Raw genomic sequence first — 16,327 nt, 5'->3', positions numbered from 1 at the left:
CGCCACCAAGGCAAACTCGTGGTCGAGATGGCGGGAAAGTACAGCAACGCACCGGACCGTTGGAGCCTCGGAGCAGCCGACGGAGGTCGGAAGGCCGGGGCTCCTACTTCCAGCGGAAATGGACGAACCGAAGCAGACCAGCACATTGACCTGCGGTGCAACGCCAACCGGAGATTGCGGGAACAGATCGGGCACAGCCCGGCCCATCACCGGGCCACCGCCAGTCGAACGCCGGCCAGGGCCGCGTCGACCAGGTTCCGCGTCCGGTCGATCGCCTCCGGCCACTCCCCCGCATAGGTGTTCAGGGTGATGATCGGCGTGGCATGCCCCAGCGCCATCTGAACCGTCTTCACGCTCGCCCCGCCGTGGATCAACAGCGTCGCGAAGTAGTGCCGCAGCCCGTGATAGCCGAACCCCTCTGGCACCCCGTCGACCGCTTCGACGGCCTTCTTCCACGGGTACGCCCACCCAGTTCGCTGGATCGGGTTGCCACGGCCGCTGGTGAACAACAACCTCACCGCGCGAGTCACCGGCTTGCGCGGGTTCGTCTCATCGAGAAGCTCCACGTCGATCGGCGGGAAGAGTTCGATGTGCCGGGCGAGCGCATCGGCGACCACCTGGCCCATCTCCACGGTTCGCCGACTGGTCGCAGTCTTCAATGGTGCGAGCCGTGGCGACTTGCCGGGCGGGGTGACAATCTGCTGAACGATGCGGATCTCCCGGCGCAGGAAGTCGACGTGGTCCAGCTCCAGGCCCCAAGCTTCGCCCTGACGCAGGCCAGCGCCGGCAGCCAGGTACACCAGCGCCCGATACCGCTCCCGGCTCGGCTTGCCCGGTTCCGGCTTGACGCTGAACGCGTCAGCAAGTGCATGCACCTGGTCGGGCGTGGGAATGAACCGTTCCGCGCGCTCGATCTCCGGTAGCCGGATGCCGATGCACGGGCTACGGCCGATTACCCGGTCACGTGTCGCCGCCTCGAACATGCCCGCCAGCACGTGGTACACGACTCGCAGCGAGGACGGCGCGAGCACCCTCACCCGGTCCTGCACCCACGCCTGAAGGTGCGACGGGCGCGAGCTGCATCCGACCAAGGATCGGCTCGACATGCACGCGCAGTGTCATCTCGATGCGCGCCGCAGTCGCGTCACGGTGGAGCTGACCCTTGCGCCACTGCTCGCCGTAAGTCTTCACGGTGACCTTGCCAGCGGCCGGGTCGACGTACTGGCCCCGGGAGACATCGGCCCGAGTGTTCACGTCGAACTGGTCCGCGTCGGCCCTGCGCTCGAACAGCTTCTGCGTAGGCTGGCCGGCCTCGTCGACGTATCGAACCCGCCAGCGCTTCCCCCGGCCGTGCCGCTTGGACGGTAGCCGCTTGCCGTCCGAACCGCGCTTGCCCAAATACCAGAGGTCATCGACCGGCATCTCAGGATGCCTGCCTCTCGACAAGCCAGGCCCGTACGTCGGCCGGGTCGTAGCGCAGGTGGCGACCGATGCGTGACGCGCGCGGGCCGACGCGACGGTGACGCCACTGATACAGCGTGGCGACGGGTACGCCGAGGTAGCCCGATACCTAGAGGATTCGAACCTCTGAAGCTTTCGCGACGGACTTACAGGGCGTCGCCGTTACGCCTACTGCTCGGCTGCCGACATGTCGGGTCTCACTACCTGCGTGACAGAACAGTCTCAAGACATGGGTGACACTTCCGGCTAGCCGGGTGGTGACGGCGGCTCGGGCGGGCGTCTGCGGGCGCGGGCTGCGTCGGATATGGCGATCCCGGTCAGGACGAGGGCAGCAGCGGCGGCGACCACGACTGGCGGCAGGGGGAGCATCGCCGGTGTCAGGGCGGCCAGCGCAAGGACGCCGATCGGTCGGGACCGGGACACGCGGCCGAATACCGCGTGCTCGAAGCGGGCGCGCCCGGCCAGGTACAGCGCGGGTCCGCCGAGGATGACGGCGATCCAGGCCGGTGGGGTGTGCCCGAGTGGATGGGCGATGACAAGTTCGGCGCCGACGGCTGCAGCGACCACGCCGGCCACCATGGCCAGGTGGGCGTATGACGCCGATCGGGCGAGGCGGACCGGGTCGGCAGACACGGCAATCGCTTCCGCCAGGACTTGCCCAGCGCGGTATATGTAGATCCGCCACAGCAGCACGGTGGTCGCGATCGACACTGCGAACGCGGCGACCCCGTCCGGCGCAAAGCCGCTGCTGCTCAGCGCCAGTCCGGTAACCAGGATCAGCTCGCCGAGCGCGATGATGAAGAACTGCCGGTAGCGCTCGGACAGGTGCTCGCCCGAGATCACAAGGTCCTGGCTGGACGTTCGGCCCGCCCCCGGGGTGGGGAAGCCGATTGTGCCTGCCGTGTGGTCAAGGACCACAGCGAGTGCCCACAACGCGCCACGCGCCGTGCCGTGCATGAGCGCCCCCGCGATCCACGGCAGCGCCGACAGGCCGTACCAGAACAGCCCGCGCACGCCGATGCGCTGCAGCTCGCGGCCACGCAGAACGGCCACGAGGACGAGCCCGCGGCCGATCTGGATGGCGACGTAGGCGCCCGCGAAGATCAGGCCCGTGTCGCCGAATGCCTCGGGCACCGCGGCCGCCATCACCAGGCTGCCGACCATGGTCGCGATGACCAGCGCCTGGAATACCGGTCGTTGCGGGTCCGTCCGGTCGGTTAGCCACGCGGTGCTGGACCAGATCCACCACATGGCCCCCAACAGCACCAGCGTCCGGAAGGCACCGCTCCACCCGAGATCCTCGGCCAGGCCGCGCGAGAGCTGAACGAGCGCGAGGACAAACACCAGGTCGAAGAAGAGTTCCAGGAACGTAGCCCGCTGTGGATCCCCGGCTTTCCGCACCAGCCCGGCCGCCCTGCTCGTCGTCATCGGCCCGCCCGTTCTGCCAGCTTTGCTCCAGGTTTGGGAGCATTCTGACATGCGGCGGCGGCGGTGACCGCGGACGTGCTGCCGTGGACTGGATCGGAGCGACCTGCGTTACACGGACGGGCGACGGTCGAGGCCGATGAGTTCCTTCCATCCGTCGCCGCTGGTTCGGATTAGCTCGTCGACCTTGGCCAAGCCGAGTAGGGACGGTCGCCCGAGGTTGCGAACGTGGCCGGATGCTGCTGGACGACCTGCACAGAGCTTGTAAGCGAGTAGTCCGGGCCTGCGGGCCGACCGGACCCCGTCACCGAACAGCGGGCCACACGTCCCACAGCGGCATCGACGGCAGTGACTAGTCGGCGACGTGGATGACGATCTTACCGCGGCGTTTGGCCGTCTCGAGCGCCTCGTAACCTGAGCGCGTCTCAGTGAGGGGCAGCACGCGGTCCAGTACCGGCCTCAACCGGCCGTTATCGACCAGCTCGGCGATGGAACGCAACGCGTTCTGGTTGGGCTCGACGATGAAGTACACCGCACGAACGCCATGCCGGGCTGCTTCCTGCTGGTCGGGTGGGGTGACGAGGGTGACCAGGACACCGCCCGGTTTCAGGACCGACCAGGATCGCGTTTGCGTGGCTCCTCCGACAAGATCAACGACCACGTCCACGTCGCGAACGTGATCCTCGAAGCGGTCGTGCGCATAGTCGATGACCTGCTCGGCACCCAGACCCTTGACGAATTCCAGGTCGGCCGCCGCCGCCGTGGCGCTCACACGAGCACCGAGACCGGCCGCGAGCTGCACCACGTAGATCCCCACGCCGCCGGCGCCGCCCTGCACCAGCACGTGCTGGCCGGCCTGCAGGTCGGCGTGGTCCACCAGTGCCTGCCAGGCACTCAACGCAGCCAGTGGGAGCGCTGCGGCGTGGTCATGGTCAACGGTGGCGGGTTTGGCCGCCAGGACGGCCGCGGGCAGGGCGACGTACTCGGCCGCCGCGCCATCGCGGGTGAAAGGGATCAAGCCGTAGACGGCCTCCCCCTCGGCGGGGCTCTCCACCCCCGTCCCGGACGCCGCGACGACTCCGGAGAACTCATGCGACGGGATGATCGGAGTGCGCTCAGGTCCTGATCCGTCCGAGCTGTACGTCCAAGTCTGCGGCCAGGTGAGCTCAGTGGGTGTCATGGAAGCGGCCTTCACGGCCACCAACACCTCACCAGGCCCCGGCTCGGGCCGCGGCGCCTCCTCGTACACGAGTTGCTCCGGCCCGCCCCTGGTGTGAGCTCTCACGGCGTGCATCGTGCTCATCCGACGACTGCTCCTTCCCGACCACATGTCGATCAGCCCGCCGGCCGCCCCTGGGGATAATCGCAGTCTGACTCCTGCATTATCTGGAGGTTCGGCAGCCGCCTGCTGGACTTCCGTAACCCTTGCCCCTTCGGCGCAGAAGCGCGCTGGATCAGGGGCGCTCCCGGGCAGTAGCACGCGGCGGTGGTCTGGCGGCGACCGCCGAAGCCAGGCATGTGCGGGTACACGATCAACGTGCAAAGGCGGGGCACCAGGTCGGATGCTGCTGTTGCCCGTTTTCCCGACCCATGAGCCAGGCTTCCGGTCCTCCCCCCGATACGCCCCGGAACCGTGAGCGACGGGGGGTAATGGCTGGACTCGGCGGGACCAAACAAGATCGGCCCCCGACCGCATTTCTGCTGGTCGAGGGCCGTTCTCGCACCTGGTGGCGGGTAGAGGATTCGAACCTCTGTAGCTTTCGCGACGGATTTACAGTGCGCCCCAGGTCGGCCCGATAGCGCTGCTCGATCAAGGGCCGGCTGCGGAAGCTGGCAAGTTCGTCATGATCACATGGCACAGATCCGGCACACCCGAGCACGAGTAGCAGCGAAAGAAGCCGGAAACCGACGGAAGGCGTTTCGGCAGGTCAGGAGCCCTTCGGGGGCAACGTGGGAGGTCGGGAAGCCGGGGCTCCTACTTCCAGCGGAAGTGCACGAAGAGCCGGCCGAAGTTCTTCGAGTCCTTCTCCACCCGGTGGTAGAGCTGCTTGACGTCCTTCTGGTCCAGGAAGCGCAGCACCCGCTTCTTGAGCTGGCCGGAGCCCTTGCCGGGGATGATCTCCACCATGGTGGCCTTCTTCGCCACCGCCTCGTCCATGATCCCGCGCAACGCCCGGTCGATGTCCTGGCCCTTGTTGAAGATCTCGTGCAGGTCCAGCTTCAGCTTCATGCCGCGCCCACCGCCAGCTCACGTCCCATGCCGGCAATGGTAGGCGGGCCGTCGGTGAACCGGCGGACGCGCGTCGGGGCGGCCCGAAAGGGCCGCCCCGAGGATCAGCGTCAGCGGCCGGTACCGACCCGGCTCTCCACCCGGCGCAGCGCGGTCGTGTAGTCGGTGTTGGTCGAGTACATGGCCGCGGCGATGCGCAGGTGCCGCAGCGCGTCGGCGTGCCGGTTCATCCGCTCCAGCGTCCGACCGAGCACGTGATGCGCATAGTGGTCGCTCGGGTCCCGGTCGACCAGCTCGCGCAGCTGCTCCTCGGCCCGGTTGAGCTGGGCGGACTGGAAGTACGCCCGGGCCAGCAGCTGGCGTACCGAGGAGTTCCCCGGCTCGGCCTCGACGATGGGTTCGAGCAACCGGGCCGCTCCGGCCGGGTCACCCGTTTCGAAGAACATGGTCGCCCGCCGGTACTCCGCCAGAAGATCCATCCCGACCCACCTCCTCGTCTCACGCCGCCACTGTTCCGACGCTGGCACAACATCGGCCGTACCGCGAGTGTTCCCCGGGGCGCGGTTGCGCCCGAATGGGCTCAACCGGCCGCGCCGTACGGTTGCGCGACCAGGTCCCAGGCCCGGACACCGCCCACGATTCCGGCCGTGTTCGGGACGACCACGACATCGTCGCCCATCCGGCCCACCTGCTCGGGGCGGATCAGCCGGGAGTTGCCGCCGCCCAGGTAGAGCCGGTCCCAGCGGAACACCGGGCGCAGCCCGTCCACCACCTGCCGGATCCGGCGGGACCAGAAGGCGTCGCCGAGCCGGCGCCGCTCCGGTTCCCCCACGTACGTGTCGTAGGTGGTGCCCCAGCGCACCGGCGCGTGCGACAGCTCCAGGTGCGGGGCGAGCTGCCCGCCGTCGAAGAGCGCGCTGCCCAGCCCGGTCCCCAGGGTCAGCACCAGCTCGCAGCCGGTACCGGCGACCACCCCGGCGCCGTGCACCTCGGCGTCGTTGAGCACCAGCGCCGGTACCCCGAACGCGTCGGCGAGGGCTGTGCGGGCGTCGTACCCGGACCACTCGGCGAGCAGGTCCGGGTCGACCCGGCTGCGCGGCCCGGAGCGGGTCACGTAGTGCGGGGTGGCGACCACCACGCCGTGCCGGATCATGCCGGGCATCCCCACCGTCACCCGGTCCGCCGTGGGCAGCCGGCCACCCAGCTCCAGCAGCGTCTTCACGAAGAGCGCGGGCGGCAGGGGGTACGGCGTGGGCACCCGCAGCGGCCGGGCCCGCATCGTCCCGGCGGCATCGAGAACCGACGCCTTGATGCCCCCGCCCCCACAGTCGATCGCCAGAGTCGTCACCACGCCCGTGAGTCTCCCTCGTGTCCGTCCCGCTCCTGTCCCCTCCCCGCCGATCTCGGGGAGACGGCGGGTCGGAATATCTCCTGCCGCAGCGATTTCCCCCGGATCGCGCGGGATAGGCTCGGCTCCTCATGAGCGCCACGTTGATCGTCAAGGACCTCGCCGCCGGGCACGGTGACCGGCTGCTCTTCTCCGACCTCGAACTCGTCGTCGCGCCGGGCGACGTGGTGGGGCTGGTCGGGGTGAACGGGGCCGGCAAGTCGACGCTGCTGCGTACCCTCGCGGGGCTCCAGCCGGTGGAGCTGGGCAGCGTCTCGCTGAACCCGCCCACCGCCACGGTCGGCTACCTCCCGCAGGAGCCGGAGCGCCGGGCGGGCGAGACGGTCCGGGACTTCCTGGCCCGGCGTACCGGGGTGACCGCGGCCCAGACGGCGCTGGACGCCGCCGGCGAGGCGCTCGGCGCGGGCGCGGCCGGCGCCGACGACGCGTACGCCGAGGCGTTGGAGCGCTGGCTCGGTCTCGGCGGCGCCGACCTGGAGGAGCGCGCCGAGCAGGTCGCCGCGGAGCTGGGGCTGACGGTCGACCTGGACCACCCGATGACCGGCCTCTCCGGCGGTCAGGCCGCCCGCGCCGGGCTGGCCTCGCTGCTGCTCAGCCGGTACGACGTCTTCCTGCTCGACGAGCCCACCAACGACCTGGACCTGGCCGGTCTCGAACGGCTGGAGCGGTTCGTCACCGGGCTGCGCGCCGGCACCGTGCTGGTCAGCCACGACCGGGAGTTCCTCACCCGCACGGTGACCCGGGTGCTGGAGCTGGACCTGGTCCAGCAACAGGTCCGGCACTACGGCGGCGGTTACGCCGCCTACCTGGAGGAGCGGGAGGTGGCCCGCCGGCACGCCCGCGCCGACTTCGAGGAGTACGCGGACACCCGGGCGGGGTTGGAGGCGCGGGCCCGTACCCAGCGCGCCTGGATGGAGAAGGGCGTGAAGAACGCCCGCCGCAAGTCCACCGACAACGACAAGATCGGCCGAAAGTTCCGCGCCGAGTCGACCGAGAAGCAGGCGGCGAAGGCCAAGCAGACCGAGCGGCTGATCGAGCGGCTGGAGGTGGTCGAGGAGCCGCGCAAGGAGTGGGAGCTGCGGATGGAGATCGCCGCCGCGCCCCGGGCCGGCGCGATCGTGGCCTCGCTGCGCGGCGCGGTGGTCCGCCGGGGTGGCTTCACCCTCGGCCCGGTGGACCTCCAGATCGACTGGGCCGACCGGGTGGCGATCACCGGGGCGAACGGCTCCGGCAAGACCACCCTGCTCGGCGCGCTGCTCGGCCGGCTGCCGCTCGACGAGGGCCACGCCGCGCTCGGCCCGGGCGTGGTGGTCGGCGAGGTCGACCAGGCCCGAGGGCTCTTCCTCGGCGACCAGCCCCTGCTGGACGCCTTCGGCGCCGCCGTACCCGAGCTGGCGCCGGCGGACGCGCGGACGCTGCTGGCCAAGTTCGGCCTGCGCGCGGCGCACGTGCTGCGCCCGGCGGCGACGCTGTCGCCCGGCGAGCGGACCCGGGCGGCACTGGCCCTGTTGCAGGGTCGCGGGGTCAACCTGCTGGTGCTGGACGAGCCGACCAACCACCTGGACCTGCCGGCCATCGAGCAGCTCGAGTCGGCGCTGGAGAACTATCCCGGCACCCTGCTGCTGGTCACCCACGACCGGCGGATGCTGGACGCGGTGACCGTCAACCGGCGGCTGCGGGTCGACGGCGGACGGATCGCCGAGGATTGATCCGTGCCGGCGGGCGCCAGCCGGGTGAGAATGAGCCCATGCTCAAGTGGGAGTACGCGCTACTGGTCCGGCGCCGCCAGGCGGCCACCACCGACATCGGGTGGGAGGTCGTCTTCATCTGGTACGGCCCGGACGGCTCGATGGTCGACGTCACGCCGTACGGCGACACCGCGCTGGCCCACCTGAACCGGGCCGGTGACCAGGGCTGGGAGCTCGTCGCGATGAGCGAGGACCCGTCCCTGCCCGGCCACAACGAGCTGCACCGGTACCACCTGAAGCGGCCCAGGGCGCTGGCCCCGCAACCGCGTCAGCGGATGCGCGGCGCGGGCCGGCCGAGCCGCCGCACCATCTCCGGCTGACCCGCCCGCTCCCCATCCCGACGGTCCCGGAGGGTTCGCGTTCGCCCAGCATCGGTGCATACCGGGCGAAGATCCGGGTAACGGCCGGCGGGAGGTGGCGATGGTCGCGCTGGCGCAGACACCGCCCTCGGCCGACCGGCTGCGGGCGATCGACGGGTTCCTCACCGAGGCCTGGGCGGAACAGGCCCGGCACGACGAGCGGCTGCGGGGGCTCGCCGTCGAGGTGCGGTTCGACCGGGGGGTCGCCCACCTGACCGGCGAGGTCACCGAGCCGGCCGAGCTGAGCCTGGTCCGCGACCTGGTCGGCCGGCTCGCCGGGGTGTACGGCGTCTGGGACCGGGTGCGGGTCGCCGGCCGGGACCCGGTGGTGGTGGACCTGGGCTGCGGCCCGCAGAAGCAGTACCCGACCAACCTCGGGCTGGACATCTACCCGGCGACCGGGGTGGACGCGGTCGCCGACCTCTCCGGCTCGCTGCCGCTGGCCGACGACTCGGTCGACGCCCTCTTCGCGGTGCACATCCTGGAGCACCTGATCGACTTCCTGCCGCTGGTGGACGAGTGCCACCGGGTGCTCCGGCCGGGCGGCGTGCTGCACGTGATGAGCCCCTGGTGGGGGCACGTGAACGCGGTCGCCGACCCGACCCACGTACGGCTGCTGGACGTGCAGACCTTCAAGGGCATCTGCGGTCAACGCCCGCCGGGCGCCCCGCGCTGGTACCCGCTGCACGCCGGCTGCGACGGCGCCTCGATCTTCGCCGACCTCACCCCCCTCCCGCCGGACGCCGACCCACCCACCAGGAACCACCTGGCCCGCTTCTTCGACTGTCGCCCCCCCCCCCCCCCGCGCGGCCCCGCCTCCAGGCGGGGGGCCACGGCACGGCGCAGGGGGTCAGGAGGGGGGTCGGGTGCTTTCGCGGGGGGTCAGGCGGTAGGGGGCCTGGAGTTCTCTGGGTAGGGCGTCGCGGTCGCCGGCCAGGCGGCCGGCGAGGAGTTCGACCGCCAGCTTGGCGATCCGCTCCTTGTCCGGGGCGATGGTGGTCAGGGTGGGCACGCTGAACCGGCCGTCCTCGATGTCGTCGAAGCCGGCGACCGCGACGTCGTCGGGCACCCGCAGGCCGGCCTCGTGCAGGGCGCGCAGCGCGCCGAGCGCCAGGGTGTCGTTGAAACAGAAGACGGCGTCGGGGCGTACCCCCGAGGTGAGCAGGTGCCGGACGGCGGCCGCGCCGTCCGCGCGGTGCCAGGCGGACGCGGACGCCACGAGGGCTTCGTCGTACCCGATGCCGGCCTCGGCGAGGGCCGCGGTGTAGCCGGCCAGGCGCAGCCGGGCGCTGGCGCCCTCCGGGGTGCGTTGCGAGCCGATGGCGGCGATCCGGCGCCGGCCCAGGCCGATCAGGTGGGCGGTGATCTCCCGGGCGGCGGCCACGTTGTCGATCGCCACGTGGTCCGCCGGGCCGTGGTCGACCCGCTCGCCGAGCAGCACCATCGGCATGCCGTCGAGGTTGGCCAGGTCGTCGGCGGTGAGCGCCAGCGGGCTGAAGATCAGGCCGTCGATCATGTGGTCGCCGATGCCGGCCGCGGCCACCCGCTCCTGTTCCGGCCCGCCGCCGGTCTGGTCGATCAGCACCGTCCAGCCGTGCACGGCAGCGGCGCTGACCACGTGCCGGGCCAGTTCGGCGAAGTACGGGATGTCCAGCTCCGGCACGGCCAGCGCGATCACCCCGGTGCGGCCCTTGCGCAGGTTCCGGGCGGAGAGGTTGGGCCGGTAGTTGAGTTCGGCGATCGCCTCCTCAACCCGGGCCCGGGTGTCCGGCCGGACGTGCACGTAGCCGTTGACCACGTTCGACACCGTCTTGACCGACACTCCGGCCCGTTCGGCGACGTCCTTGAGCCTGTGTCGCACGCGCTCGTCCCTCCCTCCTGCGGGTTTCCGCCCCGGACTCTATCGTGTAACGAGTGCTTTACAACGTTGCTTACAACGTTGTAGAAACACGGGGTACGGCGTGACGGCAGTCACCCGGTGCAGGAAACGAAAGGCGGCACCCCCGTGGTCAGAGCTCAGCTGACGATCGATCCGGCCTTCGCGATCGGCCCCGCCGACCGACGCATCTTCGGCTCCTTCGTCGAGCACATGGGGCGCTGCGTCTACGGCGGCGTCTTCGAGCCCGGCCACCGCACCGCCGACTCCCGCGGCCTCCGCGGCGACGTGCTCGACCTGACCCGTGAGCTGGGCGTCTCGGTGGTCCGCTACCCGGGCGGCAACTTCGTCTCCGGTTACCGCTGGGAGGACGGCGTCGGCCCGGTCGGCGACCGCCCCCGCCGCCTCGACCTGGCGTGGAAGACGATCGAGACCAACGCCTTCGGCCTGGACGAGTTCATGACCTGGGCCGCCGAGGCCGGCGTCGAGCCGATGATGGCGGTCAACCTCGGCACCCGGGGCGTCCAGGAGGCGTGCGACCTGCTCGAGTACTCGAACCACCCGGGCGGCACCCAACTGTCGGACCTGCGCCGCAAGAACGGCGCCGAGGAGCCGTACGGGGTGCGGCTCTGGTGCCTCGGCAACGAGCTGGACGGCCCCTGGCAGGTCGGCCACAAGACCGCCGACGAGTACGGCCGGCTCGCCGCCGAGACCGCCCGGGCGATGAAGATGATCGACCCCTCGATCAGCCTGGTCGCCTGCGGCAGCTCCAACCGGCGGATGCCCACCTTCGCCTCCTGGGAGGCGACCGTGCTGGAGCACACCTACGAGCACGTCGACTACATCTCGGCGCACACCTACTACGACCCGTCCGACGGCGACCGGGCCAGCATCCTCGCCTCGGCCGTGGACATGGACAACTTCATCACCGACGTCGTCGCCACCGCCGACCACGTGGCCGCCAAGCAGCGGCACAAGCGGAAGCTCAAGATCTCGTTCGACGAGTGGAACGTCTGGTACGAGTCCCGGCTCAAGGCCGACCTGGACCGGCGGGGCTGGGTCGAGGCGCCGGCGCTGATCGAGGACGACTTCACCGCCGTCGATGCGGTGGTGGTCGGCGACCTGCTCATCACCCTGCTCCGGCACGCCGACCGGGTCGGCGTCGCCTGCCAGGCGCAGCTGGCCAACGTGATCGCCCCGATCCGGACCCGCACCGGCGGCCCGGCCTGGCGGCAGAGCATCTTCCACCCGTTCGCGCTGACCGCCCGGTACGCCCGCGGCACCGTGCTGCGCACCGAACCGGTCGCGCCGACCTACGAGACGAAGAGGTACGGCGAGGTTCCCGTGCTGGACACGGTGGCCGTACACGACGAGGAGTCCGGCGGGCTGACCGTCTTCGCGGTAAACCGGGGCTCCACGGACCTGGACCTGCAGCTTGACCTGCGCGGCCTGCCAGGACTATCCGGTCAATTACACCTGACCGTCGCTGCCGGGGACGACCCGGAGGCGATCAACACCGAGGCCGAGCCCGACCGGGTGACGCCCCGGGAACTGCCCACCCCCACCCCCGACGGCGATCGGTGCTCCGTGCGCCTGCCGGCGGTCTCCTGGAACGTGCTGCGCTTCGCCCCCCGGCCCTGACCAGGAAATACTTGATTTCCGTCCCCCAAGGAGAAACCCGCATGATGCAGAACGAATTGAGCCGGCGGCGCCTGCTCGGGCTCGGCGTCGGCCTCGGCGCGGCCGCTTCGCTGACGCTCGCCGGCTGCGGCGGCGGCAGCGCCACCAAGTCCGGCACCGCCAGCGGCAACGGCGGCAAGGACTACACCGGTCCGAAGGTCTCGCTGAACCTGTGGAACGGTTTCACCGGCGGCGACGGCGACATCTTCAAGAAGCTCGTCGAGCAGTTCAACTCCGAGCACCAGAACATCGCCATCGCGGTGAACACGTACCGCTGGGAGGACTACTACAGCAAGCTCCCCGGCGCGGTCTCCAGCGGCTCGGGCCCGGACATCGCGGTCATGCACATGGATCAGCTGGCCACCTTCGCCGCCCGCGGTGTGATCACCGAGCTGGACGACGTGTCGAAGGCGCTGGAGCTCAGCGAGGGCGACTTCGCCCCGACCGTCTGGAAGGGCGGCCTCTACAACAACAAGCGGTACGGCATCCCGCTGGACATGCACCCGCTCGGCTTCTACTACAACAAGGCCGTCATGCAGAAGGCCGGCCTGGACCCGAACAAGCCGCCGACCAACCGCGAGGAATACACCGCGGCGCTGACCGAGCTGAAGAAGTCCGGCGTGCAGGGCTTCTGGATCAGCCCGTTCCAGTTCACCGGCGGCATGACCTTCTACTCCCTGCTGCACCAGTGGGGCGGCACCCTGTTCGACGCCGACGTGGCCAAGGCGACCTTCAACTCCGACCCCGCCGTCGAGGCGTGCACCTGGCTGGTCGACCTGATCAAGCAGGGCCACTCCCCGGCCAACGTCGGGCAGGACGCCGACTACCTGGCCCTGAAGAGCGGCAAGAACGCCTTCAACTGGAACGGCATCTGGCAGATCAACGACATCGCCAAGGACCCGAACGCGCAGATCGGCGTCGCGCCGCTGCCGCAGATCGGCAGCCAGCAGGCCGCCTGGGCGAACTCGCACAACTTCACCATCGTCAAGCAGCGCAGCGCGGACAACAACAAGATCTCCGGCGCCAAGGTCTTCATCAACTGGCTCAGCCAGCACTCGCTGGACTGGGCCAAGGGCGGCCAGGTGCCGGCCCGCAAGGCGGTCCGGGAGAGCGCCGAGTTCAAGGCTCTGAAGGACGTCTCCACCCTCGCCCCGGAGCTGGAGTACGCGGCCTTCCCGCCGGCCTCCCCCGGGCTCGGCGAGGTGATCACCACCTTCTACAACTCCTTCAACGAGGCGGCGCTGAACAAGAAGTCGCCGAAGCAGGCCCTGGACGACGGCGTCGCCAAGGCCAACAAGCAGCTCGAGGACAACCGCAAGAAGTACGGGAGCTGATCCCTCGTGGCGGACGTGATCGAGGTCGGGGCGGCGCGCAGGGACGCGCCGCCCCCGGCGGGGTCGAAAACCCGCGGGGGCGCGACGAACCGGGGCAGTCGGGCGACCCCCTACCTCTTCCTCGCGCCGTACCTGGTCCTGTTCGGCGTCTTCGGCCTGCTCCCGATCGTCTTCGGGGTCTGGCTGAGCGTGCACCAGTGGGACCTGCAACTGCCCAACCGGCCCTTCGTCGGGCTGGACAACTACCAGGACCTCTTCGACAGCGAGTCGGCCATCTACGGGGACTGGTGGTCGAGTGTCCGGGCCACCTCGATCTTCACGGTCTTCTCGGTGCCGCTGCTGGTGGTCGTCCCGCTGGGGCTGGCGCTGCTGCTCAACCGGTCGTTCCCCGGGCGGACGTTCTTCCGGGCGGTGTACTTCGCCCCGTACGTCCTCGGGGTGGCGGTGATCGGCCTGCTCTGGCGCTTCCTGCTCGACGCCAACCTGGGCCTGGTCAACCGGCTGCTCGGCGCGGTCGGCCTGCCGTCGGACACCCCGTGGGTGACCGACGTGCCGTGGGCCTGGGTGTCGCTGGTCGGGGTGACCGTCTGGTGGACCTCCGGGTTCAACGCGGTGATCTACCTGGCCGGCCTGCAGGACATCTCGCCCGAGCTCTACGAGGCGGCGCGGATGGACGGCGCGAACGGCTGGCAGCGGTTCCGCAACGTCACCCTGCCCGGGCTGCGCCCGGTCCTGCTCTTCGTGCTGACCACCACGATCCTCGCCTCGGCGAACGTCTTCGGGCAGTCGTTCCTGATCACCCAGGGCGCGCCGGGCCAGCAGACCCGGACGGTGGTCTGGCGGATCGTGGACGAGGGGCTGCGGGACAACGACGCCGGTCGGGCCGCCGCGATGAGCATCGTCTTCGCGCTCGCACTCGCGGTGATCAGCATGATCAACTTCCGGTTCTTCCGGTACCGGGAAGACTGAGGGGCCGACCATGACGACACTCCGCCGCTCCGCCCGCTACGCGGTCCTGGTGCTACTGGCCCTGGTCTTCCTGACCCCGCTGGCCTGGATGGCCATCACCTCGGTGAAGACCTACGGCGACGCGCAGAAGATCCCGCCGAGCTTCCTGCCGAACCCCTTCTCGACCTACGGCTACGACCAGATCCTCGGCAACACCGCCAACCCGGTGCTGCGCTGGTTCCTCAACAGCATGCTGGCCGCCACCCTGCACGCGCTGCTGGTGCTGGTGACCGCCTCGGCGGCCGCGTACGCGCTGGCCCGGCTCCGCTTCCGGGGCCGGACGGTGGCCTTCGCGCTGATCGTGGGCACCCTGTTCATCCCGCCCACCTCGCTGATCATCCCGAACTTCGTGATCGCCGACCGGCTCGGCTGGCTGGACACCCTGACCGTGGTGGTCGTGCCCGGCGCGGCCAGCGCGTTCGGGGTGTTCTTCCTGCGGCAGTTCTTCCTCAGCATCCCTGCCGAGCTGGAGGAGGCGGCGGTGCTGGACGGCGCCAACCACTGGGAGATCTTCACCAAGGTGCTGCTGCCGCTGTCGAAGCCCGCCCTGGCCACCCTGGCGGTGCTGTCGTTCCTGACCAACTGGAACGACTTCCTCTGGCCGATCTACGTGCTGTTCAGCCCGGAGCGGCTGACCCTGCCGGCGGGCCTGGGCCTGCTCCAGGGCGCGTACGTCAGCGACTACCCGGTGATCATGGCGGGTGCCGTGCTGGCCAGCGTGCCGGTGCTGATCCTGTTCGTGCTGGCCCAGCGGCACATCATCCAGGGCGTCTCGCGCAGCGGCCTGAAGGGATGAGGGCCGGACACTCCCGGCGACGTGGTGCGGCGGCGGTCCTCGCCGCCGCACTGCTCGTCGCCGGCTGCGGCGACGACCGCAGCGACACCCCTTCGAGTACGGGAGAGGACGCCCGCATGTTCACCAATCCGGTGGTACGCACCGACGCCCCGGACCCGTTCGTCGTCCGGGCCGGCGACGAGTGGCTGCTGTTCCACACCAACAGCGGCGGGCGCAACGTGCCGGTGCTGCGCTCGGCCGACCTGGTCGACTGGACCGAGGCCGGCGACGCCCTGCCGGCGCTGCCCGACTGGGCGGACGCCGGGAAGACCTGGGCGCCGGAGATGATCCCGCTCGGGCCGGACCGGTTCGTCCTCTACTACACGGTCGCCGGCCGGGAGTCCGGCCGGCAGTGCGTGGGGCGGGCGGTGGCGACCAGCCCGCGGGGGCCGTACCGGGACGACCACGACGGGCCGCTGATCTGCCAGGCGGAGCTGGGCGGGGCGATCGATGCCAGCCCGTACCGGGACGCCGACGGCAGCCTCTGGCTGCTCTGGAAGAACGACGGCAACGCGATCGGGGTGGACACCTGGCTCTGGTCGCAGCGCCTCGCCGACGACGGTCTGACCCTGGTGGGCGAGCCGACGAAGCTGCTGAAGCAGACCGAGCCCTGGGAGGGCACCCTCATCGAGGGGCCGTTCCTGCACCGGCGGGATGGGAAGCTCTACCTCTTCTTCGCCGCCAACGCGTACGACAGGGACACCTACGCCGAGGGCTACGCGATCTGCGAGAGCCCGACCGGCCCCTGCGTGAAGGCCGCCGAGAACCCGATCCTCAAGACCAGCGAGGCGGCCTCCGGCCCCGGCCACGCCTCCATGATCGAGAAGGACGGACGCACGTGGCTGTTCTACCACGCCTGGCCCCCCGGCCAGGAGGGCAGCACCGACCCCGGCCGCCAGGTCTGGCTCGACGAAGTCACCTGGCAGAACGGCAAACCCGTCGTCAACCCCCCCACCCCCACCC

Annotated in this window: 15 protein-coding genes and 2 pseudogenes; 8 read left to right on the top strand and 9 right to left on the bottom strand. The window is 70.4% G+C overall.

The window, feature by feature from the left end:
- Window positions 1-206: 206 nt before the first annotated feature.
- The 8 genes and pseudogenes from AC5RWQ_RS23325 to AC5RWQ_RS23290 all read right to left on the bottom strand — a co-directional run bounded on the left by AC5RWQ_RS23325 (window position 207) and on the right by AC5RWQ_RS23290 (window position 6,467).
- Window positions 207-1,004, bottom strand: coding sequence for a tyrosine-type recombinase/integrase (locus tag AC5RWQ_RS23325; protein WP_494284803.1), 798 nt, complete (start codon window positions 1,002-1,004; stop codon window positions 207-209).
- Window positions 961-1,422 (bottom strand): hypothetical protein, encoded by a 462-nt coding sequence (locus AC5RWQ_RS23320; RefSeq protein ID WP_494284802.1) that lies wholly within the window; start codon window positions 1,420-1,422, stop codon window positions 961-963. Before AC5RWQ_RS23320 ends, AC5RWQ_RS23325 begins: the two co-directional genes overlap by 44 nt.
- A gap of 1 nt (window position 1,423) precedes the next feature.
- Window positions 1,424-1,570 (bottom strand): annotated as a pseudogene (locus AC5RWQ_RS23315) (helix-turn-helix transcriptional regulator); the annotation flags it as partial.
- A 137-nt stretch (window positions 1,571-1,707) separates the two neighbouring features.
- On the bottom strand, window positions 1,708-2,889 hold the full coding sequence (locus AC5RWQ_RS23310) for a low temperature requirement protein A (protein ID WP_494284801.1): 1,182 nt from the start codon (window positions 2,887-2,889) through the stop codon (window positions 1,708-1,710).
- Between the two features lie 349 nt (window positions 2,890-3,238).
- Complete coding sequence (locus tag AC5RWQ_RS23305) at window positions 3,239-4,189, bottom strand: NADP-dependent oxidoreductase (RefSeq protein ID WP_494284800.1); 951 nt, start codon at window positions 4,187-4,189, stop codon at window positions 3,239-3,241.
- A 672-nt stretch (window positions 4,190-4,861) separates the two neighbouring features.
- Window positions 4,862-5,116 carry a Smr/MutS family protein gene (locus AC5RWQ_RS23300; protein WP_334487141.1) on the bottom strand — a complete coding sequence of 85 codons (255 nt, stop codon included), beginning with the start codon at window positions 5,114-5,116 and terminating at the stop codon, window positions 4,862-4,864.
- 110 nt (window positions 5,117-5,226) lie between these two features.
- The gene (locus AC5RWQ_RS23295; protein WP_334487138.1) at window positions 5,227-5,595 is read right to left on the bottom strand and encodes a tetratricopeptide repeat protein; all 369 of its coding nucleotides are present in this window, start codon (window positions 5,593-5,595) and stop codon (window positions 5,227-5,229) included.
- Window positions 5,596-5,696: 101 nt separating this feature from the next.
- Window positions 5,697-6,467 carry an ROK family protein gene (locus AC5RWQ_RS23290; RefSeq protein ID WP_494284799.1) on the bottom strand — a complete coding sequence of 257 codons (771 nt, stop codon included), beginning with the start codon at window positions 6,465-6,467 and terminating at the stop codon, window positions 5,697-5,699.
- A gap of 128 nt (window positions 6,468-6,595) precedes the next feature.
- On the opposite strand from AC5RWQ_RS23290, the gene AC5RWQ_RS23285 reads away from it, so the two are divergent.
- From AC5RWQ_RS23285 to AC5RWQ_RS23275, 3 genes and pseudogenes are all read left to right on the top strand, one after another.
- Window positions 6,596-8,233 (top strand): ABC-F family ATP-binding cassette domain-containing protein, encoded by a 1,638-nt coding sequence (locus AC5RWQ_RS23285; RefSeq protein ID WP_494284798.1) that lies wholly within the window; start codon window positions 6,596-6,598, stop codon window positions 8,231-8,233.
- 38 nt (window positions 8,234-8,271) lie between these two features.
- Entirely contained in the window at window positions 8,272-8,592 is a 321-nt protein-coding gene (locus tag AC5RWQ_RS23280) for a hypothetical protein (protein WP_494284797.1), read from the top strand.
- Between the two features lie 100 nt (window positions 8,593-8,692).
- Window positions 8,693-9,412 (top strand): annotated as a pseudogene (locus AC5RWQ_RS23275) (methyltransferase domain-containing protein); the annotation flags it as partial.
- Window positions 9,413-9,481: 69 nt separating this feature from the next.
- Here AC5RWQ_RS23275 and AC5RWQ_RS23270 read toward each other — a convergent pair.
- Window positions 9,482-10,492 (bottom strand): LacI family DNA-binding transcriptional regulator, encoded by a 1,011-nt coding sequence (locus AC5RWQ_RS23270; RefSeq protein WP_494284796.1) that lies wholly within the window; start codon window positions 10,490-10,492, stop codon window positions 9,482-9,484.
- 144 nt (window positions 10,493-10,636) lie between these two features.
- On the opposite strand from AC5RWQ_RS23270, the gene arfA reads away from it, so the two are divergent.
- From arfA to AC5RWQ_RS23245, 5 genes are all read left to right on the top strand, one after another.
- Window positions 10,637-12,148: an arabinosylfuranosidase ArfA gene (gene arfA, locus AC5RWQ_RS23265; protein WP_494284795.1), complete on the top strand. Its 1,512-nt coding sequence runs from the start codon at window positions 10,637-10,639 to the stop codon at window positions 12,146-12,148.
- Between the two features lie 41 nt (window positions 12,149-12,189).
- Window positions 12,190-13,521 (top strand): ABC transporter substrate-binding protein, encoded by a 1,332-nt coding sequence (locus AC5RWQ_RS23260; RefSeq protein WP_494284794.1) that lies wholly within the window; start codon window positions 12,190-12,192, stop codon window positions 13,519-13,521.
- A gap of 6 nt (window positions 13,522-13,527) precedes the next feature.
- Window positions 13,528-14,490: a carbohydrate ABC transporter permease gene (locus AC5RWQ_RS23255; protein ID WP_334487119.1), complete on the top strand. Its 963-nt coding sequence runs from the start codon at window positions 13,528-13,530 to the stop codon at window positions 14,488-14,490.
- Between the two features lie 10 nt (window positions 14,491-14,500).
- Window positions 14,501-15,325, top strand: a complete 825-nt coding sequence (locus tag AC5RWQ_RS23250; RefSeq protein ID WP_494284793.1) for a carbohydrate ABC transporter permease — start codon at window positions 14,501-14,503, stop codon at window positions 15,323-15,325.
- 116 nt (window positions 15,326-15,441) lie between these two features.
- Window positions 15,442-16,327 (top strand): glycoside hydrolase family 43 protein (locus AC5RWQ_RS23245; protein WP_494284792.1); only part of this gene is annotated, 886 nt, incomplete at its 3' end.

The organism is Micromonospora sp. BS32 (assembly GCF_059089345.1).
Note: the sequence above shows the minus strand (reverse complement) of the source record. Positions and strands in the feature narration are given on the sequence as shown.